A 23,738-nucleotide genomic window follows, 5' to 3' on the forward strand; every position below is an offset into this window, starting at 1 on the left:
CCGCGGAGGGCGGTGGCGAGGGAACGGAGGTCTCTCCGTCGACAGGCCCGGAGTCGGTCACGGCTGGCTCCTGTAGTCGAAAGGGGGCGGATAGGACGCGGAACCGGGCGGGGGCGACGCCGGCCGCCGGGTGGCGGCCAGCAGCGTACGCCGTCGGTGAAGGCCCGACGACGCACGCCGTCGGTGGAGGCTGAGCGGCCCGAGCCGCCGGTGACGGCGGGGCAGCACGGCCCGTCGATGGAGGCTGAACGGCCCGAGCAGCCGGTAAGGGCCGGGCGGCCCGAGCAGCCGGTGGAGGCTGGGCGGTCCGAGCCGCCGGTGGAGGCGGGGCGGCGTGGAACGGCCCGGGACGCCGGGCAGTGCGGACCGGCGAGCGGCGTGGAACGGCCCGGGACGCCGGGCAGTGCGGACCGGCGAGCGGCGCGGGGCGGCGTGGGACGCCGTGCCGTGGTGGGCGGCGCGGGCCGCCGGGTGGTGGTCAGCGGCGCCGGCCGGACAGCCGGGTCGCCAACTGCCGCAGCTTCTGCTGGGTGGTGGGCTTGGCCAGCTCACGGCGGCCCCGCTCGACCAGTTGCCGGCCCTGCGGCGACTGCAGGAAGCGGCTGATCCGACGCATCAGTGGTGACATTTTCGTCCTCCTGTCGACACTCCCGAGTCATGTGTACCCCGTCCCGGCAACCGCAAGCGTCCATTGTGGACGTCCGGTGGTCGCCGGCCCGTCACCGACCCGGTCACAGTAATTGCGACAACAAGTCACATAACATGTCACGACGGCCGACGCCCCGGCCGACCCAGGAATGCACGAGGATGGCGGGTACGTTCCCCGAACGGGTGACCGCCCGCGCGGTCGCCGTACGCACATCCCAGGGAGGTCCCGACCGGTGCTCGATCCACACGAGCTCTACCAGCTCAGCGACGATCTGCCCGACCTCGGTCAGCCGGTGCTGATCCAGGCGCTGACCGGCTTCGTCGACGCCGGCAACGCCACCCGACTGGCCCGGGAGCAGCTGCTCACCACCCTTGAGGCCCGCCCGATCGCCAGCTTCGACGTCGACCAGCTCTTCGACTACCGATCCCGCCGCCCGGTGATGACCTTCGTCGAGGACCACTGGGAGTCCTACGACGCCCCCACCCTCGACCTGCACCTGCTGCACGACGACGACGAGACCCCGTTCCTGCTGCTCACCGGCCCCGAGCCGGATCTCCAGTGGGAGCGGTTCGTCGCCGCCGTGGCCGGGCTCGCCACCCGGCTGGACGTCCGGCTCACCGTCGGGCTCAACTCGATCCCGATGGCGGTGCCGCACACCCGACCGACCGGGGTCACCGCGCACGCCACCCGACGCGAGCTGATCGCCGGCCACGAGCCGTGGCTGCAACGGGTCCAGGTCCCCGGCAGCGTCGGCCACCTGCTGGAGTTCCGGCTCGGCGAGGCACGCCGCGACGCGCTGGGCTTCGCCGCCCACGTGCCGCACTACGTCGCCCAGACCGAGTACCCGGCCGCCGCCGAGGTGCTGCTCACCTCGGTCTCCCGCAGCACCGGGCTGCTGCTGCCCACCGAGGAGCTGCGTACCTCCGCCGAGGCGGTCCGGGTGGAGATCGACCGCCAGGTGGCGCAGACCGACGACGCCGCCGCGCTGGTCCAGGCCCTGGAGGAGCAGTACGACGCGTTCGCCCGGGGCCGGGGCGAGAAGAACCTGCTCGCCGCCGAGAACGGTCCGCTGCCCACCGCCGACGAACTCGGCGCCGAACTGGAACGCTTCCTCGCCGAGCAGAGCCGGCCCGGCGACACCCCGAACGGCTGACCCGCCCGGCCGGCGGGCCGTGGACCGGGTCCGGGGACCCTCGACGGGCCGGTCGGCCCTGGGTTGGTCGGCCGGAGCGGGGACGGGGCGGCCGACACCGGGACGATCGGGCGGCACGGGGATGGCCGGTCGACGCTGGGGCGGGGCGACCGGCGCCGGGACGGGCGGTCGGTGCCGGCACCAGCGTGCTGCGGGACGGGCGGTCGGTGCCGGGACCGGGGTGCCGCGACGGCGGGCGGGCCGGGGATGGGGCAGGCTGGAGGCATGCGCCTGGCGACCTGGAACGTGAACTCGGTGAAGGCCCGCCTGCCCCGGCTGCTCGACTGGCTGGCCGGCACCGCCCCCGACGTGGTCTGCCTCCAGGAGACCAAGTGCCCCGACGGGGCCTTCCCGGTCGCCGAGGTCGGCGAACTGGGGTACACGGTGGCGAGCCACAGCGACGGCCGGTGGAACGGGGTGGCGGTCCTGTCCCGGGTCGGCCTGGCCGACGTGACCGTCGGGTTCGCCGGTGAACCGGGCTTCCCCGAGCCCGAGGCGCGGGCCATCTCGGCCACCTGCGCCGGGCTGCGGGTCTGGTCGGTGTACGTGCCCAACGGCCGCACCCCCGACGACCCGCACTACATCTACAAGCTGGCCTGGCTGGCGGCGCTGCGCGACGCGCTGGCGCAGGAGCTGGCCGGTGGGCTGCCGCTGGCCGTCTGCGGTGACTTCAACGTCGCGCCGACCGACGCCGACGTCTGGGACCCGGCGCTCTTCGTCACCTCCACCCACGTCACCCCGGCCGAGCGCGCCGCCCTGGCCGCCCTGCGCGACCTGGGCCTCGACGACGTGGTGCCCACGCCGATGAAGGGGCCGCACCCCTACACGTACTGGGACTACCGGGCCGGGATGTTCCACCAGAACAAGGGCATGCGGATCGACCTGGTGTACGCCTCCGCGCCGGTCGCCCGCGCGGTGACCGGCGCGTACGTCGACCGGGAGGCCCGCAAGGGCAAGGGCCCCTCCGACCACGCCCCGATCGTGGTCGACGCGGACCTGGTGTTCGACGCGGACCTGGTGCCCGTCGTCGGACCCCTGTGAGCCGGGCGGTCCCGCCCGCGCGGCGGGCCTAGTCTGGAGCCATGGCCATCGTGAAGATCAACGCACTGGACGTCCCGCCCGGTGGCGGCGAGGAGCTGGAGCGACGCTTCGCCGCCCGCGCCGCCGCCGTGGAGAACTCCCCCGGTTTCCTCGGCTTCGAGCTGCTGCGCCCGGTCGGCGGCGAGCAGCGCTACTTCGTGTACACGAAGTGGGAGAGCGAAGAGGCGTACCAGTCCTGGGCGGCCGGCCCGGCGCGGGCGGCGCACGCCGGCGGCGAGGGCGGCGGGCAGCCCCGTCCCCCGGTCGCCACCGGTGCCACCCTGCTGGAGTTCGAGGTGGTCCAGCAGGTCCCCGGCTCCCGCTGACCCGACCACCGGGGCTCCGACAGGGAACCCGAGGCGGTACGCCACGCCGCCCCGTGCCGGCCACCGGCCGCGCGGGGCGGACCACCCCAGGGTGGGGATCATCGGCGCGGGGCGCGCCGGCCCCGGCTCAGGGCTCGCGGGACTCGACGAACGACGCGAAGGCGATGACGTTGTCCCGGTAGCCCGTCCGGCCACCGACCCACTGGCCGCCGCAGGTGATCAGGCGCAGTTCGGGGCGGCCGGAGTCGCCGTACACCCGGTCGGCCGGCAGGTCGTCCTTGGCGAAGTGTTCCACCGAGTCGACCGCGAAGACGACCACCGACCCGTCGGCCCGGTTCACCTCGATCCGGTCGCCGGGCTGGAGCCGGGCCAGTTGGTAGAAGACCGACGGGCCGTCCCGGCTGTCCACGTGCCCCACGATGATCGCCCGGCCCGGCTCGCCCGGCGTCGGCCCCCGGTCGTACCAGCCGGTCTCGTTGTGCCGCTCCACCGGCGGTACGTCGATCGAGCCGTCGGCGGCCTGGCCGACCGGTGCCACCGGGGCGGCGACCGCGATCGACGGTACCGAGAGGGCGACCGGCCGGCTCGCGACGAGCGCCCCGGCGACCGGCTCCGCCGCCGAGCCGCCGGTCACGTCCCGGGCCACCTGGTCGAACGGCCCGACGGTACGGCCGAGCCCCGCCCCGGTGGCGAAGACCCCGACCAGGACCAGCAGCACCGCCAGCGGCCCCGACCAGGGACTGCGCCCGTCCCGCCGCAGCCGACCCGACCACGGGGTACGCCCGGCCCGGCCGGAGCCCGCGACCGGGCGACCGGCGGCGGGGCGGGGCGTACCCGACGGTTTCGCCACGCGCCGGAGGTCCGCGTCCGGGATGCCGTAGATCCGTCCGACCGGACGACCCGTCGCCGCAGACCGGGCCGCCCGGCTAGTTGAGGGCGTCCGCGCAGGTGAGGCCGTCCGGGCGGGTGGGTACGGCCGGGCAGGTGGGGGCGTTCGGGTGGACCGGGCCGCCGTACCCGACTGGGGCGCGCGGCCGGAGCGGGCCGGTGCCCCGGACCGGGCGGCCCGGGGGGCCGGGCCGGGGCGGGGCGAGCCGGCGCCGCCGACGCCCCGGGGCGGTACCCGGTTGGCGGTCACGACGGCCCCCACCAGCGACGTCCCCGGCGCGGTCGCCGAAGGGCGACCACCCCCGCCACCGCCCCCACCACGGTCAGCGCCAGCCCACCCGGCACGAGCAGGTCACCGAAGCCGGTACCGGCGGTCCCGCCGAAGCCGGTGGCGGGCCCACGACTCGGCTTGTGCGTCGGGTGACGGGTGGGTTGACGGGTCGGGTGGGTCGGCGGCATCTGTTTGACCACCTGGAGCGTCGTCGAGGCGTGCTCCCCGTCGCGGCACTCCAGCTTGGCCCGGTAGTTGCCCGGTCGGGTCCGCAGCGGCACCATCGGCGTCGCGGTCAGGTAGCCGCCCTGCGGGTGCACGGTCACCCGGCCGAAGGCGTCGGACCAGACGATCGCGGGCACCGTGTTGTCCCGGCACCCGGCCCGGATGCCGACCAGGTAGCCGACCTGCACGACGCTGGGGCTGACCTCGACGAAGACCACCCCGGGCTGGGGGATGCCGGGTTGCGGGGGCCCTCCGGGCTGCCGCGCCAGCGAGGCCGACCGCGCCAGCCGACCGGTGCCGACCACCGCGGGACCAGCGACGGCCGCCGGACCAGCCACCACGGCGGGATCACTTAGCACCGCAGGCTCAGCCACCACGGCAGGAGCGGTCAGCACGGTCGGATGCGCCGCCGCCGGGCCGACCGCCGTGGCACCGGTCGCCGACGGCAAGGTGGTCGCCGGGGGGTCGGCCGCCGCCGGGCCGGTGCCGACGGGGAGCCCGGCGACCACGATCGCCAGTGCCGCGCCGAGGCGCGTGAGCGTCCCTCTGGCTCCTCCCGGCCCCATGGCCCCTCCCGGCGCGGTAACCGTGGCCGGGCAGCGACCGCCCGGCCTGCCGTACGGGATGATCTTCTCATCCCGGGTCGCACCTCACATCCGATCCGACCGGTTCGTCGCGTACGCTCGGGTCGCTGTGACCTCCACCGACCACGAACCCGCCGCCCCGCCCCGGATCCGGACGTTCCATCCCCGCCGGGGCCGGATGACCAGCCGCCAGCTCGACGCGCTGGAACGGCTCTGGCCGACGTACGGCCTGACCGTGCCGGAGGCTCCCGGCGTGCCGATCGACCCGGCCGAGCTGTTCGGACGCCGGGCACCGCTGGTGCTCGAAATCGGTTCCGGCATGGGGGACGCCACGGCCGCGATGGCGGCGGACGACCCGGACCGAGACTATCTGGCGGTCGAGGTACACACGCCGGGAATCGCCAACCTGCTGGACCTCGTCGGACGGCAGGGCCTGACCAACGTACGGATCGCCGAGGGGGACGCGCTGGACCTGGTCCGGATGCTGCCGGCCGGCTCGCTGGACGCGGTGCACGTCTTCTTCCCCGACCCGTGGCCGAAGACCCGGCACCACAAGCGACGCCTGATCCAGCCCACCCACGTCGCCCTGCTGCGCTCCCGGCTCGCCCCCGGCGGCACCCTGCACTGCGCGACCGACTGGGCCGAGTACGCCGAGTCGATGCGCCGGACGCTGACCGACGACCCGGAGCTGGTCAACGCCCACCCGGGCTGGGCGCCCCGGCCCGCGCACCGGCCCGTCACCAAGTTCGAACGCCGGGCCCGTACCGCCGGGCGGGAGATCTTCGACCTCGTCTACCACCGGGCGGTGGCCGGCACCGGCGGTTAGGAAGGGCCCCTTATACAACCGAATGCGTTAACAAGGGGCCCTTCCTTACACCCGGTTGGCGGGCGGGCACGGCGGGCGGGCACGATGGAGCGGCTATGACGCTCACCGCCGCGCTGCCGCCCAGCGCCGACCCCGATGCCCTGTACGACGCGTTCACCGGCTGGGCGCAGACGCGCGGCCTGGACCTCTACCCCCACCAGGAGGAGGCGGTCATCGAGATCGTCTCCGGCGCGAACCTGATCATGAACACGCCCACCGGCTCGGGCAAGAGCCTGGTGGCGACCGCCGCGCACTTCGCCGCCCTCGCCGAGGACCGGACCACCTTCTACACCGCGCCGATCAAGGCGCTGGTGTCGGAGAAGTTCTTCGCGCTGTGCGAGGTCTTCGGCGCGGAGAACGTCGGCATGCTGACCGGGGACGCCAGCGTCAACGCCGACGCCCCGGTGATCGCCTGCACCGCCGAGATCCTGGCCAACCTCGCCCTGCGCGAGGGACGGCGGGCCGACGTCGGCCAGGTGGTGATGGACGAGTTCCACTTCTACGCGGAGCCGGACCGGGGCTGGGCCTGGCAGGTGCCGCTGATCGAGCTGCCGCAGGCGCAGTTCGTCCTGATGTCGGCCACCCTCGGCGACACCACCCGGTTCGTCGACGACCTGACCCGGCGCACCGGGCGGCCGACCGCCGTCGTCCGTTCGGCCGAGCGGCCGGTCCCGCTCCTCTTCTCGTACGCGATGACGCCGTTGCACGAGACCCTGGAGGAGCTGCTGGAGACGAAGCAGGCGCCGGTGTACGTCGTGCACTTCACCCAGGCCGCCGCCCTGGAGCGGGCCCAGGCGCTGATGAGCGTCAACGTCGCCACCCGGGCCGAGAAGGACCTGATCGCCGCCGCGATCGGCCGGTTCCGGTTCACCTCCGGCTTCGGCAGGACCCTGTCCCGGCTGGTCCGGCACGGCATCGGCGTGCACCACGCGGGGATGCTGCCGAAGTACCGCCGGCTGGTGGAGACCCTCGCCCAGGCCGGCCTGCTCAAGGTCATCTGCGGGACGGACACCCTCGGCGTCGGGATCAACGTCCCGATCCGCACGGTGCTCTTCACCGGCCTGAGCAAGTACGACGGGACGCGGACCCGGTTGCTCAAGGCCCGCGAGTTCCACCAGATCGCCGGGCGGGCCGGCCGGGCCGGGTACGACACCATCGGCCGGGTCGTGGTGCAGGCCCCCGAGCACGTGATCGACAACGAGAAGGCCCTCGCTAAGGCGGGCGACGACCCGAAGAAGCGGCGCAAGGTGGTCCGCAAGAAGCCGCCGGAGGGGTCGATCGGCTGGGGCGAGCCGACGTTCCAGCGCCTCGTCGAGGCCGAGCCGGAGCCGCTGACCTCCAGTTTCCAGGTCAGCCACTCGATGCTGCTGAACGTGATCAGCCGACCCGGCGACGCGTTCGCCGCCATGCGGCACCTGCTCACCGACAACCACGAGGACCGGTCGGCGCAGCGTCGGCACATCCGCCGGGCCATCGCGATCTACCGGGCGCTGCGCGCCGCCGGTGTGGTGGAGGAGCTGCCCGAGCCGGACGAGACCGGCCGGCGGGTCCGGCTCACCGTCGACCTCCAGCTCGACTTCGCCCTCAACCAGCCGCTGTCCCCGCTGGCGCTGGAGGTCGTGCAGTTGCTGGACCCGGCGGACCCGGCGTACTCCCTCGACGTGCTCAGCGTGGTCGAGTCGATCCTCGACGACCCCCGCCAGGTGCTCTCCGCGCAGCAGTTCAAGGCCCGGGGCGAGGCGGTCGCCGCGATGAAGGCCGAGGGCATCGAGTACGAGGCCCGCCTGGAGCTGCTCGACGACGTGACCTGGCCCCGGCCGCTGGCCGAGCTGCTGGAGGCCGCGTACGAGACGTACCGGCAGAGCCAGCCGTGGGTCGCCGACCATCAGCTCTCCCCCAAGTCCGTGGTCCGCGACATGTACGAGCGGGCCATGACCTTCGGCGAGTACGTGCAGTTCTACAACCTGTCCCGGTCGGAGGGCCTGGTGCTGCGGTACCTCGCCGACGCGTACAAGACGCTGCGGCAGACGGTGCCGGAGGACACCAAGACCGAGGAGCTGGTGGATCTCAGCGAGTGGCTGGGCGAGCTGGTCCGCCAGGTCGACTCCAGCCTGATCGACGAGTGGGAACGGCTGCGCAACCCGTCCGACGCCGAGGAGGTCGCCGCCGCCCTGGACGACCGGCCGCCGGCGGTCACCCGCAACGCGCGGGCGTTCAAGGTGCTGGTCCGCAACGCCCTGTTCCGCCGGGTCGAGCTGGCCGCGCTGCGCCGCTGGGACCTGCTCGGCGAGCTGGACGCCTCGGACGGCTGGAACGCCGACGCCTGGGCCGACGCGCTGGAGCCGTACTTCGAGGCGTACGACTCGATCGGCACCGGGCCGGACGCCCGGGGGCCGGCGCTGCTCATGATCGACCAGGGGCGGGACCGGTGGACGGTCCGGCAGGTCCTCGACGACCCCGACGGCGACCACGACTGGGGGATCAGCGCCGAGGTCGACCTGGGCGCCTCCGACGAGACGGGGGCCGCCGTCATCCGGATCACCGACGTGGGCCAGCTCTGAGCCCGGGTACCCGATGCCCGGCCCGGCCGTGGGGCCGCCCGGACCCGCCACCGGCGGCCCGCTCCCCCCGCCGGGCGCTACCGTCCGGCCCGCTCCCCGACGGCGGGCCGGACGTCGTGGAGCCGGAGCAGCGCCACGGCCCGGGTACCGATCTTGAAGCGGGCCGCCGTGCGGGTGCCGGCCGGCAGCGGGACGCGGCGGCCCCGGGTGGCCAGGGCGACCATGGTCTCGGCGGGCAGCGCGCCGGCCAGCGAGTCCAGCAGGCCGGGCAGGCCCGCCGCCGGGTCCGCCCCCTGCCAGGTGGTCTGCTCGCCGTACGGCACGTCGGTCAGCACCAGGTCCGGCGGCCCCGACGCGGCCAGCAGGTCCGCCACCTGCTCCGGGACGAGGGCGTCGGCCCGCCCCACCACCGTGGCCGGGTCGCCCGGGGTGAGCTGCGCCCGTAGCCGGCGGGCCGCCTCGGCGGCGGTCCGGTGCGCGGGCCGTTGGAAGCGGTCGGCCAACTCGTCCAGCTCGGCGGCCCGGTCCTGGAGCCCGTCGGCCGAGAGCAGGCCCAGGTTCGCCCGCGCGAGCCGGAGCGGACCGTCGGCGACGTCCGAGGCGACGATCCCGGCGATCCGCTCCCGGTGCAGCAGGCCCAGCACGGTGAGCAGGTAGCCGCTGCCGCAGCACGGGTCCCACACGGTCACCCGGGGCCGCCCCAGGGCGTGCCAGGCGCGCAGGAACATCTCCGAGGCGAGCCGGACGGGGAACGCGGGGTGTCCGGGCGCCGACCGCAGCACCGCCCCGCTGGCCAGGTCGGAGTAGTCGGGCCGCTCCGTCGCGAACCGGTACGTCATCACACCTCCGAGCCGGCACGGCACCACCTGCGCCGCACGCCACCACCTGCGCCGGGGGCGACCCGGTGCGTCGGGCGGTCGCGGACCCCGCTCCCGGCACGGTACCGACCCGTCGCCGCCACTGCGGACACCGGCCACCGCCCCGACGCGCGCCCCGGCGAGAGGGCACGAAATCCGCGCGGGTGAGCACCTTTTCACCCTGGGCGATGTCAGACCCGTCGATTAGAATGTATGTACTAACGAAGGCCGCTGAGCTGGGAGGACGCCCATGACCGCGCCCACCTCCATCCCCCTCACCCCGTACGCCACCCTGCTGGGGTTCACCCGCTACGTCGACCGCACCGGCCCCACCAAGGCCACCTTCGTCGACGGGCTGCGCCGGCAGCGGGCGAGCCGTTCCGGCTTCAACCCGCACGGCCAGTTCGTCAAGGCGCTGAAGGCCGACATCGCCTTCCACACCGGCGGCACCCACCTGGCCGGCGTGGTCGATCTGGTCAAGCCCCGGTGGCGTCCGCTCTACCAGGCGCTCGTGCCGGGCGCGACGGCCTGGCTGCACTCGCTCGGCGAGCCGAACGGCGTCGATCTGGCCCAGACCCGCGACGCGCTGGCCATGCTCGGCGACCTGCCCGTCAAGATCAACCCGCAGTTCGGCATCCGGCACGCCGACGGTCACGCCGAGGCGGTCCGGCTGCACTTCGACGAGGCTCCGCCCAGCGAGGAGGCGGTGCTGGCCACCCTGCACCTGATGGCCCGGCACATGGACGCGGTCCTGCCCCACGCCGCCCCGGTCCTGGTCGACGTCCGCCGGGGCGTCGCGCACCGGATGCCCGAAGGCGTCAAGCCCGCCCAGATCGAGCACTGGCTGGCCGGCGAGGCCGCCGCCTTCCGCGCGATCTGGTCCACCGCCGCCTGACCGAAGCACCCGCCGGCTCGCCGCCGCTGCCGGTCCGGTCGTCACCGGGCCCTCGACGACCGGACCAGGGTGGGCGGCGTCAGGGGCCCGGCGGGGCGGGGGGTGAGGTGTGGCCGGCGGTCCCGCCGCCGCCGGTCTGCGGCGCGCCGGCCGGGACGACCACGTACGGGCGCATCATCTCGTCGTCCTCGTGCTCCAGGATGTGGCAGTGCCAGGCGTACCGGCCGGGCAGGTCGAAGCGGGCCTTGATCCGGGTCACGCTGCCGGGGAAGACGGCGACGGTGTCGTGCAGGCCGCGCTCGGCCGGGCCGGGCGGCTGGTTGTGGGAACGGCCCCGGCCGACCACCTCGAACTGCACCTGGTGCAGGTGGATCGGGTGGGTCTCCCCGGTGAAGTTGTGCAGTTCCCAGACCTCGGTGGTGCCGAGCCCCACCACTTCGGTGACCGGCGCGTCCCAGGGCAGCGGCACGCCCCGCCCGCGCTCGTCGACGACGCCGAGCAGGGGGCCGCTGTGACCGGCGGTGCCGGCGTGTTGCAGCGACAGCCGGCGTACCCGGTCGGCGGGCCCGAGCCGGGGCGGCGCCGGCAGCGTCACCTGCTCGGGCGGGACGCTGCGGTCGGGGCCGGTCCGCTCGACCACGACGAACTTCAGGATCTGACCGGTGGTCCGGGGATCGGCCACCGGCGGCTCCTGGCCGGAGTGACCGGCCGGCCCGTCCGGGCCCTCGTTGACCAGGTACAGCTCGGTGCCGACCGGCAGGTCGGAGAAGTCGACCACCACGTCGACCCGGGAGCCGATGGTCAGCGGCAGCCGGCCCTGCTCGACCGGGGCCGGCAGGAATCCGCCGTCGCTGCCGACCTGCCAGAACGGCAGCACCGGGCGGGCCGGGCGGGCGGTGGGGTGCGCCGCGATCGACACCAGGAGGAAGCGGCTGTTGCAGCCGTTGAGCAGGCGGAACCGGTACCGGCGCCGCTGCACCGGCAGCACCGGCCAGGTGGCGCCGTTGACCACCATCGTGTCGCCGAAGACCATCGGGTGCCCGCCCGCCGACGTCCCGTCCCGGGACCCCCCGGCCCCCTCGGGTCCGGCGTACGGGTAGTGCAGGTGCCCGTCGGCGCGGAAGCTGCGGTCCTGGATCAGCAGCGGGATCTCGTGGGGGCGGGCGCCGGCCGGGTCGTCCGGGTCGGGCACCGACCCCGGGAGGACCCCGGGCGGGAGGTCCGCGTCGCCGCCGCGCAGCAGGTAGAACCCGGCGGCCCCGGCGTAGATGCTCAGCCGGGTCAGGCCGAGGCAGTGGTCGTGGTACCAGAGCGCGGTGGCCCGCTGGTCGTTGCCGTACTCGAACCGGGCCGCCCCGGGCGACCACCGCGCCCCGCCGGCCCGCTCGGTGAACCGGGCCTCGAACTCCTGGTAGGAGGTGCCGATCCGGGCGTACCCGGCCGGGATGTCCCGGGCGTCCGGCAGGTACCAGGCGTCCGGGTAGCCGTCGAACTCCTCCCGGTTGTGGCCCCCGTGCAGGTGGACGACGATCGGGACCGGGCCGGCGTACCCCTGCGGCGTCGCGCGGGCGGCGGAGCGGCTGTCCCGTCCCTCGGTCCCACCGGCGGGGTTGGCCCAGTGCAGGGTCGGGTCGACCGGCAGCAAATGCGGTAGGTGACGCCCGTCGGCGTCCACGAGTTGGTTGCGCCAGGTGATCCGGACCGGCCGGTCCACCCGGGCCTCCACGGTGGGGGCCGGCCACCGGAACGTGCCGGGGTGCGCGGCGGAGCCGAACGCCCAGACCGCGGTGGCGGGCAGCGACGCGGGCAGCACCTGCTGCCGGATCTGCCGCAGCCCGATCGTGTACTCGTCCCCGCCCGCCCCGGTGGCGACCGGCGGCATGACCTGCGGCACGGCCAGCGGGGTGACGTACTTGGGCACGGCACCGGCGGCCAGCAGCGGGACCGCGGCGGGGGCGGTCGCCGGGCCGGGCGGGGCCAGGGATCGCGCCACCGCCCACTCCGCCGGCACGAGGGCCGCTGCCGATCCCGCCGCCCCGGCGAGGAGCAGTCGTCTCCGGGTCACCACGCCGACCACCTCCGTCTCGTCGCCTGAGACTAAGCCGAACAAAGCTCGCCCATGGCCACTAAACGGAAAAAATCCTCTTACCTCTCACACGGGGTGATTACCGGCCACTCCACCACCGCGCCCGCCGCCCCGCCCAATCTTTCACCGTCAAAGGTTGAACCCTCAACCATTCCTGGCTACGGTTGGTGCGGCGGCGGGCCCGGGTCATTCATCCCCGTATCGTGGCTTTCGTCCGCCTGTGGTCGCCGCCCACCGGTCACCGGCCGGTCCGGGCGGACTCCCGTGGAAGGGACCGACCCGTCACCCAGCGATCACCCGAACGAGGAGGAGACCCATGACCCTGCCCACCCCCATCCGCGACATCGCCATGCTGCTCGCCCGAATCGGTGTCGGCGTCGTGTTCGTCGCCCACGGCTGGCAGAAGCTCATCACCAACGGGGTGGACGGGACCGCCGGCTTCTTCGAGCAGGTCGGCGTGCCCCTGCCCACCCTCGCCGCCTGGTTCGCCACCGCCGTCGAACTGCTCGGCGGCGCGGCGCTGATCCTCGGCCTGGTCGTACCGGTCGCCGGGGTCCTGCTCCTGCTGAACATGATCGGCGCGTTCGTCTTCGTCCACGCCGGGAACGGGCTCTTCGTCGACCAGGGCGGCTACGAACTCGTCCTCACCCTCGGCGCGGCCAGCCTCCTGCTGGCGGCGGTCGGGGCCGGCCGATTCAGCCTGGATCACCTGCTGGTCGGCCGCCGCCGCGCCGCGAACCGGGCCTGACGACCCGCCGGCCCGGTGCGCCCCGGATCAGGGGGGCACTGGAGTCGCCACCGGATCTGCACGGCGGTCCCGGGACGTCCCCGCCCCGGCGGGGGCGTCCCGGCGGCGTACCGGCGGATCGGCCCATAACCTGGGACGATGCGCTTCGACCAGCACACCGTGGTGCTTCTCGTCCGGCCGACGGACGCCCCGGACCTGCCGCGCGACGCGGCCGACCGGCTCCAGGACGCCCACCTGGCCCACCAGGCGGGTCTGGTGGAGCAGGGGCTCGTCCTCGCGGCCGGGCCCTTCCTCGATCCCGACGACGCCCGGCTACGCGGCTTCGCCATCCTGGCGGTCGACCCGGCCGCCGCCCGGGAGCTGTACCGCAACGATCCGGCGGTCCGCGCCGGACAGCTCGCCGTCGAGGTGGCGAGCTGGCTGGTGCCGGAGGGCAACGTCCGCTTCCAGGACGTGCAGGTGCCCCGGTCGATGCTGGAGGCCGCCGCCGGCGACTGAGGCACCGGCCCGGCCGGACGTCGCCCGCCACCTGCGCGCCCAGGGCGGTCACGTCGGACGCCAGCCACCGACGTCGGGCGCGCATCGGCGACGCCGGGCGTCAGTCGCTCACGTCGGACGCCAGCCAGCGACGTCGGGGGTCAGTCGGCGACGTCGGGGGTCAGGAGCAGCTCGGTCACCGGGACGACGCGGGGATCCTCGACCGGCCCCACGATCACCCGCAGGGACGGGGAGTGGTCGGCGAGCAGCCGCTGGCACCGCTCGCACGGGGAGATGACGGTACGACCCCGGTCGCCCACCGTGACGATGGTCTCCAACGCGCCCACGCCCTGGGTGACGGCGGCTCCCAGGGCCACCACCTCGGCGCAGGTGTCCCCCGCGCGGTGCACCACGTTCACGCCGGTGAGGACCCGCCCCTCGGCGGTCCGCGCCGCCGAGGCGGCGGTGTGGCTGGCACTGCGGCACCGCAGCTTCGCCACCGCGCTGGCGGCCTGCACCAACGCCCGGTCGGTGTCGCGCATCGTCGTCATCTCGCCCCCACGGTCCACCTCGGTCGGCGGTCAACTCTAAACGGCGGGCACCCGGTCGAGGGGGGCAGCACGCCGCCCCCGGAGCGGGAACCCGGAAGCGTTCCGCCGGCCGGCTGCCTATCCTTGGCAACGTCATGCAGACTCCACCCGCACCGGCCGCGACCGACACCGTTCGTGAGCTGCACCGTCGGCTCACCCCTCTGATCTTCGACGACCAGCGTCGGCTGCGCCGCCGGCTGGACGGCGTCCGGCGGCTGCGCGACCCGCAGCGGCGCGACGACGCGCTGGCCGAGATCGCCACCGAGGTGGACCGGGCCGAGGCGCGGCTGGCGACCCGGCAGGCCGCCGTGCCGACGGTGACGTACCCGGCCGGGCTGCCGGTGAGCGAGCGGGCCGCCGACATCGGCGCCGCGATCCGCGACCACCAGGTGGTGATCGTGGCCGGCGAGACCGGCTCCGGCAAGACCACCCAGCTTCCCAAGATCTGCCTGGAGCTGGGGCGCGGGGTGCACGGGCTGATCGGGCACACCCAGCCCCGGCGGCTGGCCGCCCGGACCGTCGCCGACCGGATCGCCGCCGAGCTCGGCACCGAGCTGGGCGACGTGGTCGGGTACAAGGTCCGCTTCAGCGACCAGGTCAGCGAGCGCAGCCTGGTCAAGCTGATGACCGACGGCATCCTGCTGGCCGAGTTGCAGACCGACCGGATGCTGCGCCGGTACGACACGCTGATCATCGACGAGGCGCACGAGCGCAGCCTCAACATCGACTTCATCCTCGGGTACCTGAGACAGCTCCTGCCCCGCCGCCCCGACCTCAAGGTGATCATCACCTCGGCGACCATCGAGACCGACCGCTTCGCGAAGCACTTCGCCGACGCCGAAGGGCGGCCCGCCCCGGTGGTCGAGGTCTCCGGGCGGACGTACCCGGTGGAGGTGCGGTACCGGCCGCTGGTCGAGGTGACCGAGGCGGAGGAGCCCGACGCCGCCGACGAGGAGAACGTCCGGGACCAGATCCAGGCCATCGGCGACGCGGTCGAGGAGCTGGCCGCCGAGGGGCCCGGGGACGTGCTGGTCTTCCTCAGCGGCGAGCGCGAGATCCGGGACACCGCCGACGCGCTGGGCAAGCTGGTGCAGAAGAAGCGCTCGCTGCTCGGCACCGAGATCCTCCCGCTGTACGCCCGGCTCTCCACCGCCGAGCAGCACCGGGTCTTCGCCCCGCACACCAACCGCCGGGTGGTGCTCGCCACCAACGTCGCGGAGACCTCGCTGACCGTGCCGGGGATCAAGTACGTGGTGGACCCGGGCACCGCCCGGATCTCCCGCTACAGCAGCCGGCTCAAGGTGCAGCGGCTGCCGATCGAGCCGGTGTCGCAGGCCTCGGCGAACCAGCGCAAGGGGCGCTGCGGCCGGACCTCGGACGGCATCTGCATCCGCCTCTACGACGAGCAGGACTTCGAGTCCCGGCCGGAGTTCACCGACCCGGAGATCCTGCGCACCAACCTCGCCTCGGTCATCCTCCAGATGACCTCGATCGGGCTGGGCGACATCGCCGCGTTCCCGTTCATCGACCCGCCGGACCGGCGCAACATCACCGACGGCGTCAACCTGCTGCACGAGTTGGGCGCGCTGGACGTCACCCAGACCGATCCGGCGAAGCGGCTCACCCCGCTGGGGCGGCGGCTGGCCCAGCTCCCGGTCGATCCCCGGCTGGCCCGGATGGTGCTGGAGGGCGAGCGCAACGGCTGCGCCACCGAGGTCGTGGTGATCGCCGCCGCGCTGTCCATCCAGGACCCGCGCGAGCGGCCGGCGGAGAAGCAGGCCCAGGCCGACCAGGCGCACGCCCGGTTCGCCGACAAGGAGTCGGACTTCGTCGCGCTGCTCAACCTCTGGCGGTACCTGCGCGAGCAGCAGCGGGCCCTCTCCTCCAGCGCGTTCCGCCGGATGTGCAAGGCCGAGTACCTCAACTACCTGCGGGTCCGCGAGTGGCAGGACATCGTCAGCCAACTGCGCCAGGTGCTGCGTACCCCGGAGCAGGGCGGCGGGGGGCGCGGCGGGCGACCGGGGCGCGCAGCCGGCGGGGACCCGGCGGCCGGAGGTGGCGACGCGGGCGCAGCCGGCGGACGGCGCGGGGGCGGCGCGGACCTGCCGGAGGAGATCGACACCCCGAAGGTGCACCAGTCCCTGCTGGCCGGGTTGCTCTCCCACCTCGGGCTCAAGGACCCGCAGAAGCACGAGTACCTGGGGGCGCGGGGGGCGAAGTTCGCCATCTTCCCCGGCTCGGCGCTGTTCAAGAAGCCGCCCCGCTGGGTGATGGCCGCCGAGCTGGTGGAGACCTCCCGGCTCTGGGGCCGGGTGGCCGGCCGGATCGAGCCGGAGTGGGTCGAACCCCTCGCCGGGCACCTGGTCAAGCGCAGCTACAGCGAGCCGCACTGGGAGAAGAAGCAGGCCGCGGTGCTGGCCTACGAGAAGGTCACCCTGTACGGCGTCCCGATCGTCACCTCCCGCAAGGTCAACTTCGGTCGGATCGACCCGGCGCTGAGCCGGGAACTGTTCATCCGGCACGCGCTGGTGGAGGGCGACTGGTCCACCCACCACCGGTTCTGGCAGGACAACCGGCGGCTGCTCACCGAGATCGAGGAGCTGGAGAACCGGGCCCGGCGCCGGGACATCCTGGTCGACGACGAGACGGTGTTCCACTTCTACGACCAGCGGATCCCCGCCGACGTGGTCTCCGGCCGGCACTTCGACGCCTGGTGGAAGACGGCCCGCCGCGAGCAGCCGGACCTGCTCACCTTCACCCGCGACCTGCTGGTCAACGACGGCCGGGGCGGGGTGGCCGAGGCCGACTACCCGGACGAGTGGCGGGCCGAGGGGGTCGCCCTGCCGTTGACGTACCGGTTCGAGCCGGGCACCCCGACCGACGGGGTGACCGTGGACATCCCGCTGCCGATGCTCAACCAGGTGCCGGCGGAGAGCTTCGACTGGCAGGTGCCGGGGCTGCGCGAGGAGCTGGTGGTGGCGCTGATCCGGTCGCTGCCCAAGGCGGTCCGGCGCAACTTCGTGCCGGTGCCGGACCACGCCCGCGCCGCCCTCGCCGCGATCACCCCCGGCGAGGAGCCGCTGCTGGACGCGCTCACCCGGCAGTTGCGCCGGATGACCGGGGTGACCGTGCCCGCCGACGCCTGGGACCTGGCGAAACTGCCGCCGCACCTGCGGGTCACCTTCCGGGTGATCGGCGACGGGGACAAGCCGGTCGCCGAGGGCAAGGACCTGCCGGCGCTGCAACGCCAGCTCCGGCAGGAGGTCCGCCAGGTGGTGGCCGCCGCCGCGCCGGAGGTAACCCGCACCGGGCTGACCCAGTGGGACGTCGGCACCCTGCCGCGCACCATCGAGCAGGTCCGCGCCGGGTACGCGGTGACCGCGTACCCGGCCCTGGTGGACGAGGGCGCCACGGTGGGCGTCCGGGTCTTCGACTCCGAGGCCGAGCAGGCGGCGGCGCACTGGGCCGGCACCCGGCGGCTGCTGCGGCTGGCCGTGCCCTCCCCGGCGAAGATCCTCCAGGGCCGGTTGAGCAACGAGGCGAAGCTGGCGCTCAGCCGCAACCCGCACGGCAGCGTGCCGGCGCTGATCGAGGACGCGGCCGGCGCGGCGATCGACCAGCTCGTCGCCGACGCCGGGGGCCCGGCCTGGGACGCCGACGGCTTCGCCGCGCTGCGCGAGAAGGTCCGGGCCGACCTGGTCGACACCGTGGTCGAGGTGATGCAGCGGGTCCGCAAGGTCCTCGCCGCCGCGTACGCGGTGGAGCAGCGGCTCGGCGCCACGAAGAACCTCGCCGTGGTGGCCGCCCTGGCCGACATCCGCAACCAGCTCTCCGGGCTGGTGCACGCCGGGTTCGTCACCGAGGCCGGGTACGCCCGCCTGCCCGACCTGCTGCGCTACCTGACCGCGATCGAGCGGCGGCTGGACCGGCTCCCCGGCAACCCGCAGCGGGACAAGTCGCAGCAGGACCGGATCGCGGTGGTGCAGAAGGAGTACGCCGACCTGCTCGCCGCGCTGCCCCCGGCCCGACGCGGCGCCGCCGCCGTCCGGCAGATCCGGTGGATGATCGAGGAGTTGCGGGTGAACGTCTTCGCCCAGGCGTTGGGCACCCCGTACCCGGTCTCCGAGCAGCGGATCTACCGGGCGATGGACGACGCCGAGGGGCGCTGAGCCCGGGGCGCGCGCAGCACCCGGGCCGGCCGGCCCGGGGTGGGCAGGCGGGTCAGTAGGGGGCGACGCCGGGCGGCAGCTCCTCGGTCGCCAGGCCGCCCCGGACGTAGTCGAGCAGGATCCGGCGCAGCTCCCGACCGGCCTGGGTGGGCACGGTGTCCCGGCGCCGGGCGAGCGCCACGGTCCGGCGTACCCCGGGCGGGGCGAGCGGGGTGACCCGGATGCCGGGACGGCGGGCGACCACGATGCCCGGCACCAGGGCCACCCCGAGGCCGGCCTCGACGAAGCTGAGCACGGCGTCCATCTCCCCGCCGTCGACGGCCAGGTACGGCTCGAACCCGGCGGCCCGGCACGCCTGGAGGGTGACGTCGCGCAGGTCGTAGCCCTCGCGGAACATCACCAGGGGCTGGTCGCGCAGGTCGGTGATGCGCAGTTGACCGGTGGGCCGGGCGGCCGGCAGCTCGTCCACCGAGGCGACCACCAGGCTCTCCCGCAGGATCGGCTCGGCGCGCAGCCCCGGGTCGGCGCCCTGGGCGGGCATGACGATCAGCGCCAGGTCCAGGTCGCCCCGGAGCAGGTCGCGGACCAGGTCCTGCGAGCCGCCCTCCTCGACCCGCAGGTCCACCCCGGGGTACGCGTCGCGGAACCGGCGCAGCACCGGCGGGGCGAGCGAGGTGGCGAGGCTGGGGGTGGCACCGAGGCGGACCCGCCCCCGGCGCAGGCCGACCAGTTCCTGCACCTCCCGGGTGGCGGTGTCGACGTCGGCGAGGATCCGGGTGGCCAGCGGCAGCAGCACCTCACCGGCGGCGGTGAGGGTGATGTTGCCCCGTACCCGCTCGAACAGGGGTGCCCCGAGGGTGCTCTCCAGGGCGTGAATTTGCTTACTCAACGACGGCTGGGTGATGCCCACCAAGTCGGCGGCTTGGGTGAAATGTCGTACTTCCGCCACCGCCACGAAGTACCTGAGCTGATGGAGCTGCATCTACATAGCCTATGACTATCAACACTGCGAGTTCGATGCATTGGACGACTGGTTCAGCAAACTCCTAGCGTCGGTCCTGTGGTAGTCACGAGAACCCGGTCGCCCATCCGGTCCAACGTCGGCCTGAAGGCCGTCATGGCCGTCTCGGGCATCGTCCTGGTGCTGTTCCTCATCGCGCACATGCTCGGCAACCTGAAGGTCTTCGCGGGTGCCGCCTCCTTCGACGGGTACGCGCACTGGCTGCGCGACATCGGCAAGCCGGCGCTGCCCGGGGTCTGGTTCCTCTGGATCCTGCGGGCCGGCCTGGTGGTCGCGGTGGTGGCGCACATCTGGGCGGCCACCGTGCTGGCGCTGCGCGCCCGCGCCGCCCGCCCGGTCCAGTACGCCCACCGCAAGAAGATCCAGGGCAGCTACGCGGCCCGGACGATGCGCTGGGGCGGGGTGATCATCCTGCTCTTCGTGATCTACCACCTGCTCGACCTGACCACCGGCCACCTCAACCCGGTCGGCGACCCGACCCGGCCGTTCGCCAACGTGGTCGCCGACTTCGCCCCGGAGCGCTGGTACGTCACGCTCTTCTACACCGTGGCGGTCGTCGCCCTCGGCTTCCACCTGCGGCACGGGATGTTCAGCGCGCTGCGCAGCCTCGGCCAGCAGACCCCCGGCGGTGAGCGCCGGGCCCGCGCGGTGGCCCTCGGCTTCGCCGTCGTGATCTGCGCCGGCTTCCTGGTGGTCCCGTTCGCCGTACTCACCGGATTGGTGTCCTGACCATGGAACTCTTCACCGAGGGCGACCCGATCGCCGACACCAAGGCCCCCGACGGCCCGATCGAGACCCGCTGGGAGCGTCGCCGCTTCGAGGCCAAGCTGGTCAACCCGGCCAACCGCCGGAAGATGACCGTGATCGTGGTCGGCACCGGCCTGGCCGGCGGCGCGGCGGCGGCGACCCTGGGCGAGCAGGGGTACCACGTCAAGTCGTACTGCTACCAGGACAGCCCGCGCCGGGCCCACTCGATCGCCGCGCAGGGCGGCATCAACGCCGCCAAGAACTACCGCAACGACGGCGACTCGGTCCACCGGCTCTTCTACGACACGGTCAAGGGCGGCGACTTCCGCTCCCGCGAGTCGAACGTGCACCGGCTGGCCGAGGTCTCGGTCAACATCATCGACCAGTGCGTCGCCCAGGGCGTCCCGTTCGCCCGCGAGTACGGCGGCCTGCTCGACACCCGCTCCTTCGGCGGCGCGCAGGTGCAGCGCACCTTCTACGCCCGGGGGCAGACGGGCCAGCAGCTGCTGCTCGGCGCGTACCAGGCGCTGGAGCGGCAGATCGGCCTGGGCAACGTCGAGATGAACGCCCGGCACGAGATGCTGGAGCTGATCCTCGTCGACGGCCGGGCCCGGGGGATCGTGGTCCGGGACATGGTCACCGGTGAGATCACCACCGAGATGGCCGACGCCGTGGTCCTCGCCTCGGGTGGCTACGGCAACGTCTTCTACCTCTCCACCAACGCCAAGGGCTGCAACGTCACCGCCACCTGGCGGGCGCACCGCAAGGGCGCGTACTTCGCCAACCCCTGCTACACCCAGATCCACCCGACCTGCATCCCGGTCTCCGGCGACCACCAGTCGAAGCTGACCCTGATGAGCGAGTCGCTGCGCAACGACGGCCGGGTGTGGGTGCCCAAGACCAAGGGCGACGACCGCAGCCCGAAGGACATCCCCGAGGCCGAGCGGGACTACTACCTGGAGCGGATCTACCCCTCCTTCGGCAACCTGGTCCCCCGGGACATCGCCTCCCGCGCCGCGAAGAACGTCTGCGACGAGGGCCGGGGCGTCGGCCCGACCAAGCTCGGCGTGTACCTGGACTTCGCCGACGCGATCAGCCGGCTCGGCCGCAAGGCCGTCGAGGCCAAGTACGGCAACCTCTTCGAGATGTACGAGCGGATCACCGGCGAGGACCCGTACGAGGTCCCGATGCGGATCTACCCCGCCGTGCACTACACGATGGGCGGGCTCTGGGTCGACTACGACCTCCAGTCGACCGTCCCCGGCCTCTTCGTGATCGGTGAGGCGAACTTCTCCGACCACGGGGCGAACCGGCTCGGCGCCTCGGCGCTGATGCAGGGGCTCGCGGACGGCTACTTCGTGCTGCCCAGCACCATCGCCAACTACCTGGCCGCCGGCCCGCTGGAGAAGGTCGACGGGAGCCACCCGGCGGCGGTCGAGGCCCGTGCCGACGTGGAGGACCGCATCCAGCGGCTGCTGGCGATCGACGGCGACCGGACGGTGGACTCGTTCCACCGGGAGCTGGGCCAGATCATGTGGGAACACTGCGGCATGGAGCGCACCGAGGCCGGGCTGCGCAAGGCGATCGACGAGATCCGCAGCCTGCGCGACCAGTTCTGGCAGCGGGTCAAGGTGCCGGGCACCGGCGAGGGGCTCAACCAGTCGCTGGAGAAGGCCGGCCGGGTGGCCGACTTCTTCGAGCTGGCCGAGCTGATGTGCATCGACGCCCTGCACCGCGAGGAGTCCTGCGGCGGCCACTTCCGGGGCGAGCACCAGACCCCGGACGGGGAGGCGCAGCGCGACGACGACCGGTTCGCGTACGTGGCGGCGTGGGAGTTCACCGCCACCGGGCAGCCGTCCGTGCTGCACAAGGAAGACCTGAAGTTCGAATACGTCCACCCGACGCAGCGGAGCTACAAGTGAACCTGACCCTGCGCATCTGGCGCCAGACCGGCCCCGAGGACAAGGGTCGGATGGTGACCTACCAGGTCGACGACGTCTCCCCCGACATGTCGTTCCTGGAGATGCTCGACGTGCTCAACGAGCGGCTGATCCTCTCCGGGGAGGAGCCGGTCGCCTTCGACCACGACTGCCGCGAGGGCATCTGCGGCATGTGCGGTCTGATGATCAACGGCAACGCGCACGGGCCGCAGCGCGGCACCACCGCCTGCCAGTTGCACATGCGGCAGTTCAAGGATGGCGACACCATCGACATCGAGCCGTGGCGGGCCCGCGCCTTCCCGGTCATCAAGGACCTGGTGGTCGACCGGAACTCCTTCGACCAGATCATCGCGGCCGGCGGGTACATCACCGTCCCGACCGGCAGCGCCCCCGAGGCGCACTCGGTGCCGGTGGCGAAGGCCAACGCGGACGCCGCCTTCGAGTCGGCCGCCTGCATCGGCTGCGGCGCCTGCGTCGCGGCCTGCCCGAACGGCTCCGGCATGCTCTTCACCGCCGCCAAGGTCACCCAGCTTTCGCTGCTGCCGCAGGGCCAGCCGGAGCGGTACACCCGGGTGATCGGCATGGTCGACGCGCACGACGAGGCCGGCTTCGGCGGCTGCACCAACGCCGGTGAGTGCACCGTGGTCTGCCCGAAGGGCATCCCGCTGAGCACCATCGGCCGGCTCAACCGCGACTACCTGGCCGCGAGCGCCAAGCGGGGCGACACCCCGGGCACCTGACCCGGCCCCACCTCCGTCCGACCGCCGTACCCGCCCCCTCGGGTACGGCGGTCGGCCGTTTTCGCAACAGCTCGACAGGGCCGCGTGGGACACCTCCGGGACGGGGCAGGGCCGTCCCGAGGTCGGCAGGTGCGTGACGCGGCCGGGTTCGGCTCGGCAGCTCGCCTCGGGCTTCTCGGTGTGGTGCCCCCGGCTCCCTGTGGAACTGCCCTCGAAGACGGGGCAGGGCCCGGCACGGTGAGAGCAGCACGGTGAGAGCAGCTCGGTGCGCCGGTGAGAGCGGAGAGCGTGCGACGTCGGCGTGGGCGCGACCGGGCCGTGCCGGGTCGAGCGCCACGGCCGGGTACGGGACAGCAGCGCGGTGTGCCACCGGGATGTGGACGTGGTCTCACAGACGGGGCAGCTCGAAAGGAACCGTGGACACCCGTCCCGGCCGGCCCGGGGCGAGCGGTTCAACGGCGGGTCGAGGGGCAGCAACCTCGCTGACGGAATCGGCGAGGGGAATCGATCATGAAGGCACTGACCTGGCAGGGCAGACGGGACGTCCGGGTGGAGGGGGTTCCCGATCCCCGCATCGAGGCGCCGGCCGACGCGATCGTCCGGATCACCTCCACCGCCGTCTGCGGCTCCGACCTGCACCTGTACGAGGTGCTCGGGCCGTACCTGAAGCCCGGTGACCGGGTGGTCGTCCCGTTCAACAGGTTCGGCGTGGACCGGCTGGTGGCGCTCAAGGCCGCGCTGAAGGCGGTCCGCCGGGGCGGCACGGTCTCCATCTCCGGCGTGTACGGCGGCGAGGTCGACCCGCTGCCGCTGATGGAGATGTTCGA

At 73.7% G+C, this 23,738-nt stretch carries 19 protein-coding genes and 1 pseudogene; 13 read left to right on the forward strand and 7 right to left on the reverse strand.

The annotated features are described in order from the left end of the window. Positions 1-478 precede the first annotated feature (478 nt). Complete coding sequence (locus tag AWW66_RS34470; RefSeq protein WP_169807140.1) at positions 479-628, reverse strand: hypothetical protein; 150 nt, start codon at positions 626-628, stop codon at positions 479-481. A 253-nt stretch (positions 629-881) separates the two neighbouring features. Here AWW66_RS34470 and AWW66_RS19180 point away from each other — a divergent pair, with 253 nt between their 5' ends. The 3 genes from AWW66_RS19180 (at position 882) to AWW66_RS19190 (ending at position 3,247) form a co-directional block, all read left to right on the forward strand. Further along, entirely contained in the window at positions 882-1,802 is a 921-nt protein-coding gene (locus tag AWW66_RS19180) for a proteasome assembly chaperone family protein (protein ID WP_067368212.1), read from the forward strand. A gap of 264 nt (positions 1,803-2,066) precedes the next feature. Beyond that, the gene (locus AWW66_RS19185) at positions 2,067-2,882 is read left to right on the forward strand and encodes an exodeoxyribonuclease III (protein WP_067368214.1); all 816 of its coding nucleotides are present in this window, start codon (positions 2,067-2,069) and stop codon (positions 2,880-2,882) included. Between the two features lie 41 nt (positions 2,883-2,923). After that, positions 2,924-3,247: an antibiotic biosynthesis monooxygenase family protein gene (locus tag AWW66_RS19190; RefSeq protein WP_067368217.1), complete on the forward strand. Its 324-nt coding sequence runs from the start codon at positions 2,924-2,926 to the stop codon at positions 3,245-3,247. Between the two features lie 127 nt (positions 3,248-3,374). Here AWW66_RS19190 and AWW66_RS19195 read toward each other — a convergent pair whose 3' ends face one another. Beyond that, entirely contained in the window at positions 3,375-4,007 is a 633-nt protein-coding gene (locus AWW66_RS19195; protein WP_067368287.1) for a class F sortase, read from the reverse strand. Between the two features lie 374 nt (positions 4,008-4,381). Then, on the reverse strand, positions 4,382-5,197 hold the full coding sequence (locus AWW66_RS19200; RefSeq protein WP_067368220.1) for a hypothetical protein: 816 nt from the start codon (positions 5,195-5,197) through the stop codon (positions 4,382-4,384). A gap of 127 nt (positions 5,198-5,324) precedes the next feature. On the opposite strand from AWW66_RS19200, the gene trmB reads away from it, so the two are divergent. After that, the gene (gene trmB, locus AWW66_RS19205) at positions 5,325-6,041 is read left to right on the forward strand and encodes a tRNA (guanosine(46)-N7)-methyltransferase TrmB (RefSeq protein WP_067368290.1); all 717 of its coding nucleotides are present in this window, start codon (positions 5,325-5,327) and stop codon (positions 6,039-6,041) included. Positions 6,042-6,136: 95 nt separating this feature from the next. Beyond that, positions 6,137-8,641: a DEAD/DEAH box helicase gene (locus AWW66_RS19210; protein ID WP_067368223.1), complete on the forward strand. Its 2,505-nt coding sequence runs from the start codon at positions 6,137-6,139 to the stop codon at positions 8,639-8,641. 77 nt (positions 8,642-8,718) lie between these two features. Here AWW66_RS19210 and AWW66_RS19215 read toward each other — a convergent pair whose 3' ends face one another. Beyond that, positions 8,719-9,480 (reverse strand): hypothetical protein, encoded by a 762-nt coding sequence (locus AWW66_RS19215; protein ID WP_067368226.1) that lies wholly within the window; start codon positions 9,478-9,480, stop codon positions 8,719-8,721. Positions 9,481-9,748: 268 nt separating this feature from the next. Between AWW66_RS19215 and AWW66_RS19220 the strand changes: the two genes are divergently transcribed. After that, a complete protein-coding gene (locus AWW66_RS19220) occupies positions 9,749-10,393 on the forward strand; it encodes a hypothetical protein (protein WP_067368229.1) in 645 nt (214 codons plus the stop codon). A gap of 79 nt (positions 10,394-10,472) precedes the next feature. Here the strand turns inward: AWW66_RS19220 and AWW66_RS19225 are convergent, their stop codons facing one another. Continuing rightward, positions 10,473-12,461, reverse strand: a complete 1,989-nt coding sequence (locus AWW66_RS19225; RefSeq protein WP_067368294.1) for a multicopper oxidase family protein — start codon at positions 12,459-12,461, stop codon at positions 10,473-10,475. A gap of 334 nt (positions 12,462-12,795) precedes the next feature. On the opposite strand from AWW66_RS19225, the gene AWW66_RS19230 reads away from it, so the two are divergent. Next, positions 12,796-13,227, forward strand: coding sequence for a DoxX family protein (locus tag AWW66_RS19230; RefSeq protein WP_067368232.1), 432 nt, complete (start codon positions 12,796-12,798; stop codon positions 13,225-13,227). A gap of 138 nt (positions 13,228-13,365) precedes the next feature. Further along, on the forward strand, positions 13,366-13,725 hold the full coding sequence (locus AWW66_RS19235) for a YciI family protein (protein WP_067368235.1): 360 nt from the start codon (positions 13,366-13,368) through the stop codon (positions 13,723-13,725). Between the two features lie 140 nt (positions 13,726-13,865). On the opposite strand, the gene AWW66_RS19240 is transcribed toward AWW66_RS19235, so the two are convergent. Next, complete coding sequence (locus AWW66_RS19240; protein ID WP_067368297.1) at positions 13,866-14,255, reverse strand: cytidine/deoxycytidylate deaminase family protein; 390 nt, start codon at positions 14,253-14,255, stop codon at positions 13,866-13,868. Positions 14,256-14,389: 134 nt separating this feature from the next. On the opposite strand from AWW66_RS19240, the gene hrpA reads away from it, so the two are divergent. Then, the gene (gene hrpA, locus AWW66_RS19245; RefSeq protein ID WP_067368239.1) at positions 14,390-18,463 is read left to right on the forward strand and encodes an ATP-dependent RNA helicase HrpA; all 4,074 of its coding nucleotides are present in this window, start codon (positions 14,390-14,392) and stop codon (positions 18,461-18,463) included. A 52-nt stretch (positions 18,464-18,515) separates the two neighbouring features. On the opposite strand, the gene AWW66_RS19250 is transcribed toward hrpA, so the two are convergent. Continuing rightward, positions 18,516-19,445, reverse strand: coding sequence for a LysR family transcriptional regulator (locus AWW66_RS19250; protein ID WP_067368242.1), 930 nt, complete (start codon positions 19,443-19,445; stop codon positions 18,516-18,518). Between the two features lie 78 nt (positions 19,446-19,523). On the opposite strand from AWW66_RS19250, the gene AWW66_RS19255 reads away from it, so the two are divergent. The 4 genes and pseudogenes from AWW66_RS19255 to AWW66_RS36480 form a co-directional block, all read left to right on the forward strand. Further along, complete coding sequence (locus AWW66_RS19255; protein WP_083978630.1) at positions 19,524-20,213, forward strand: succinate dehydrogenase cytochrome b subunit; 690 nt, start codon at positions 19,524-19,526, stop codon at positions 20,211-20,213. Between the two features lie 2 nt (positions 20,214-20,215). Beyond that, complete coding sequence (locus tag AWW66_RS19260) at positions 20,216-22,153, forward strand: fumarate reductase/succinate dehydrogenase flavoprotein subunit (protein ID WP_067368248.1); 1,938 nt, start codon at positions 20,216-20,218, stop codon at positions 22,151-22,153. Continuing rightward, positions 22,150-22,911 carry a succinate dehydrogenase/fumarate reductase iron-sulfur subunit gene (locus AWW66_RS19265; RefSeq protein WP_067368251.1) on the forward strand — a complete coding sequence of 254 codons (762 nt, stop codon included), beginning with the start codon at positions 22,150-22,152 and terminating at the stop codon, positions 22,909-22,911. Before AWW66_RS19260 ends, AWW66_RS19265 begins: the two co-directional genes overlap by 4 nt. Positions 22,912-23,421: 510 nt before the next feature. Continuing rightward, positions 23,422-23,610: pseudogene (locus AWW66_RS36480) on the forward strand (glutathione-dependent formaldehyde dehydrogenase); the annotation flags it as partial. Positions 23,611-23,738: the final 128 nt, after the last annotated feature.

Source organism: Micromonospora rosaria (genome assembly GCF_001567585.1).
GTDB classification, from domain to species: Bacteria; Actinomycetota; Actinomycetes; order Mycobacteriales; family Micromonosporaceae; genus Micromonospora; species Micromonospora rosaria.

Excerpts from the sequence above, each read along its gene's own strand:
- AWW66_RS19200 (WP_067368220.1), bottom strand. The coding sequence starts at position 5,197 with ATGGGGCCGGGAGGAGCCAGAGGGACGCTCACGCGCCTCGGCGCGGCA.
- AWW66_RS19220 (WP_067368229.1), top strand. The coding sequence starts at position 9,749 with ATGACCGCGCCCACCTCCATCCCCCTCACCCCGTACGCCACCCTGCTG.
- AWW66_RS19240 (WP_067368297.1), bottom strand. The coding sequence starts at position 14,255 with ATGACGACGATGCGCGACACCGACCGGGCGTTGGTGCAGGCCGCCAGC.
- AWW66_RS19215 (WP_067368226.1), bottom strand. The coding sequence starts at position 9,480 with ATGACGTACCGGTTCGCGACGGAGCGGCCCGACTACTCCGACCTGGCC.
- AWW66_RS19250 (WP_067368242.1), bottom strand. The coding sequence starts at position 19,445 with ATGCAGCTCCATCAGCTCAGGTACTTCGTGGCGGTGGCGGAAGTACGA.
- AWW66_RS19210 (WP_067368223.1), top strand. The coding sequence starts at position 6,137 with ATGACGCTCACCGCCGCGCTGCCGCCCAGCGCCGACCCCGATGCCCTG.
- AWW66_RS19235 (WP_067368235.1), top strand. The coding sequence starts at position 13,366 with ATGCGCTTCGACCAGCACACCGTGGTGCTTCTCGTCCGGCCGACGGAC.
- hrpA (WP_067368239.1), top strand. The coding sequence starts at position 14,390 with ATGCAGACTCCACCCGCACCGGCCGCGACCGACACCGTTCGTGAGCTG.
- AWW66_RS19260 (WP_067368248.1), top strand. The coding sequence starts at position 20,216 with ATGGAACTCTTCACCGAGGGCGACCCGATCGCCGACACCAAGGCCCCC.
- AWW66_RS19185 (WP_067368214.1), top strand. The coding sequence starts at position 2,067 with ATGCGCCTGGCGACCTGGAACGTGAACTCGGTGAAGGCCCGCCTGCCC.
- AWW66_RS34470 (WP_169807140.1), bottom strand. The coding sequence starts at position 628 with ATGTCACCACTGATGCGTCGGATCAGCCGCTTCCTGCAGTCGCCGCAG.
- AWW66_RS19230 (WP_067368232.1), top strand. The coding sequence starts at position 12,796 with ATGACCCTGCCCACCCCCATCCGCGACATCGCCATGCTGCTCGCCCGA.
- AWW66_RS19190 (WP_067368217.1), top strand. The coding sequence starts at position 2,924 with ATGGCCATCGTGAAGATCAACGCACTGGACGTCCCGCCCGGTGGCGGC.